The sequence below is a fragment of the Mesorhizobium sp. M2A.F.Ca.ET.067.02.1.1 genome, assembly GCF_004023285.1.
Classification (GTDB): Bacteria; Pseudomonadota; Alphaproteobacteria; order Rhizobiales; family Rhizobiaceae; genus Mesorhizobium.
In genome coordinates, this window is record NZ_RZSB01000847.1 from 1 (window position 1) to 2,340 (window position 2,340).

A 2,340-nucleotide genomic window follows, 5' to 3' on the forward strand; every position below is an offset into this window, starting at 1 on the left:
GGCTCCAGAAATGGCAGAGCAGCCAGGGCGTCCAGTCGTTCTGCCGCGCGTACCAGAAATTCGAGAGGTAGAGCGCATGCCAGGCGAGCGAGGGCCTGGATTGTTCCGAGGCGAACCATGCGAGCGCCAGGACCGCGAAGTAAGGCGGGAATATCCTGAGCATGCGCCTGGCATAGAAGGAACGCAGCGCCGGCCCGGAGGCGAATGCGCTGGTGTCACGCGCGTCCAGCAACAGCCGCGTGATCAAGAAGCCGGAAAGCACGAAGAACAGCCTGACCCCGAGATGGCCGACGAAGGACGAGCCGCCTGGAGCGAGGAAATGCGAGTAGAGCACCAGCATCACCGCAATGGCCCGCAATGCGTCGAGTTGGATGTCGCGCGCGTTCGCCATCAGCGGCATCCGTCAGGCCGGTCACGCCATGTGCCAGAGGGCGAGCAAATTTCGCCGCTGCGGGCCGACCGCTTGCCGTCCGAGCCCGGGGCGCAATCCCTGCCGGCCGGCAGAATGCCCATCCGAGTCACAATATTGGCATCCTCCAACAGGCATGCCCCCGCTCCACGATTGTAGCGGCGGATGTTGCGGTGCAACACAAAATGCTTACGATCCTGAAATAAGATGTGATCCCATTGTGGGCCGAAAATAGTTGTGCAACGAGATATCCATACGGTTGATCCAATGGTCCTATGAATTCATGGGCAATTGGTCTGATCTGCAGAAAGTATCAATCGCGATGGATGTCGGAGAGTTATCCTTGCAACCGCAGCGAGTATGATGGCGATATTGGAAGAAAGGCTCGATCGCGGCGCCAAATTCTACAGAAGAGTCCGCGGAAACATCTTGAATTTCAAGTTATTGTGCGGTGCAGCGGGCCTGCCGCCCGAGGAAGAGGCCGCCTTGTCCCATCATCCGCTGCCCGCTGCCTCACGACGGCGCTGCCGCAAAGGCCTTATCTCCGGTCCCGACCAAGGCAGGGGACGGAGAGCAAGTGACGTCGACGCCGATTGCAAAACCGCAGGCGCAAATGGGCGCCGTGCCCGTGCTCGGCCTGCTTGGCTCGATGCTGTCGGTGCAGATCGGCGCCGCCTTTGCCAAGGGCCTGTTCCCGGTGCTGGGACCGGAAGGCACGACCATGCTGAGGCTTGCCATCGGCGCGCTGATGCTGGCGGCGGTGCTGAGGCCATGGAAGGTGCTGCCCTCGCGGAAAACCCTGCCCTGGCTCGCCGCCTACGGCATCACCGTCTGCGCCATGAACCTGCTGTTTTATGCCGCGCTCCAGCGCATTCCGCTGGGTATCTGCGTGGCGCTGGAATTCACCGGGCCGCTGTTCGTCGCGACCCTCGGCTCCAGGCGCCTGCTCGACCTTCTCTGGGTGGGGCTGGCGATAGCCGGCATCGCGCTGCTGTCGCCCTTTGCCGGGATCAGCCGCGGGCTCGATCCGCTGGGCGTCGCACTGGCGCTGGCGGCCGGCGCCTGCTGGGGGCTCTACATCATCTTCGCGCAGAAGGCCGGCGCCGAACTCGGCGCGCGCACTTCCGCCTATGGCATGGCGATCGCCGCGGTGCTGGCGCTGCCTTTCGGCTTCGGCGCCGCGCAGCCCTATTTCAGCGATCCGCACGTCATCGCCGGCGCGGCCGTGGTCGGCCTGTTCTCCAGCGCGCTGCCCTTCTACCTGGAAATGCTGGTGCTGGCCCGCATGCCGGCCAGGGTCTACGGCATGCTTGTATGCCTGGAGCCGGCGGGCGCCGCGCTGACCGGCTTCCTGTTTCTGGCAGAGAAGCTCAACCTTCTGCAATGCGCCGGCATCGCCGCCGTCATTGCCGCCGCCTTCGGCACGGCGGTCGCAGCGCGGCGGCCCGCGCCTTCGCCGGCCTGACTCCACGGGAGCCGTCAGGCGCACCAGAATCCATTTCTGAGCGACGCGCTCCAAAGCGTTGCCCGGCTTGGAGAAATCGATGCGCGCGCGGCAATATCCGACCACATCCGGTGGTTGAAATAAGACTTAGGTCCTATGGAAAATAGCAATAAGTCCGAGTGGACAAGACAAGGGTCGTGGGCCACTTCCTAATCATGGGCTGATTGGGGATGCTTATGCTGCGACATTGCCGGTGGGGTAGTTCGGCCGACGAGCTGAAGGGCTGGCGTGGGGAGAGCGGGATGCGCTTAACGCGCAGGGGCTGCAGGCTGGTCTTGCAAGCGCTGACTGCGTTGGCGCTTGTTGTCGCGCCTTTCAGTCTCTCCCTCGATGGTGTCGTTGTGACCAAGGCCTATGCCGGCAATGGCGGCGGAAACGGCGGCGGCAATGGTGGTGGAAACAGCGGCGGGAACGGCGGCGGTAATAG

2 protein-coding genes are annotated in these 2,340 nt (G+C 63.6%); one reads left to right on the top strand and one right to left on the bottom strand.

What is annotated here, in order from left to right; translation table 11 throughout:
- A partial coding sequence (locus EOA28_RS32670) for an acyltransferase (protein WP_148671006.1) occupies nt 1-391 on the bottom strand: 391 nt, incomplete at its 3' end.
- 595 nt (nt 392-986) lie between these two features.
- Here EOA28_RS32670 and EOA28_RS32675 point away from each other — a divergent pair.
- Complete coding sequence (locus EOA28_RS32675; RefSeq protein WP_127253607.1) at nt 987-1,874, top strand: DMT family transporter; 888 nt, start codon at nt 987-989, stop codon at nt 1,872-1,874.
- Nucleotides 1,875-2,340: the final 466 nt, after the last annotated feature.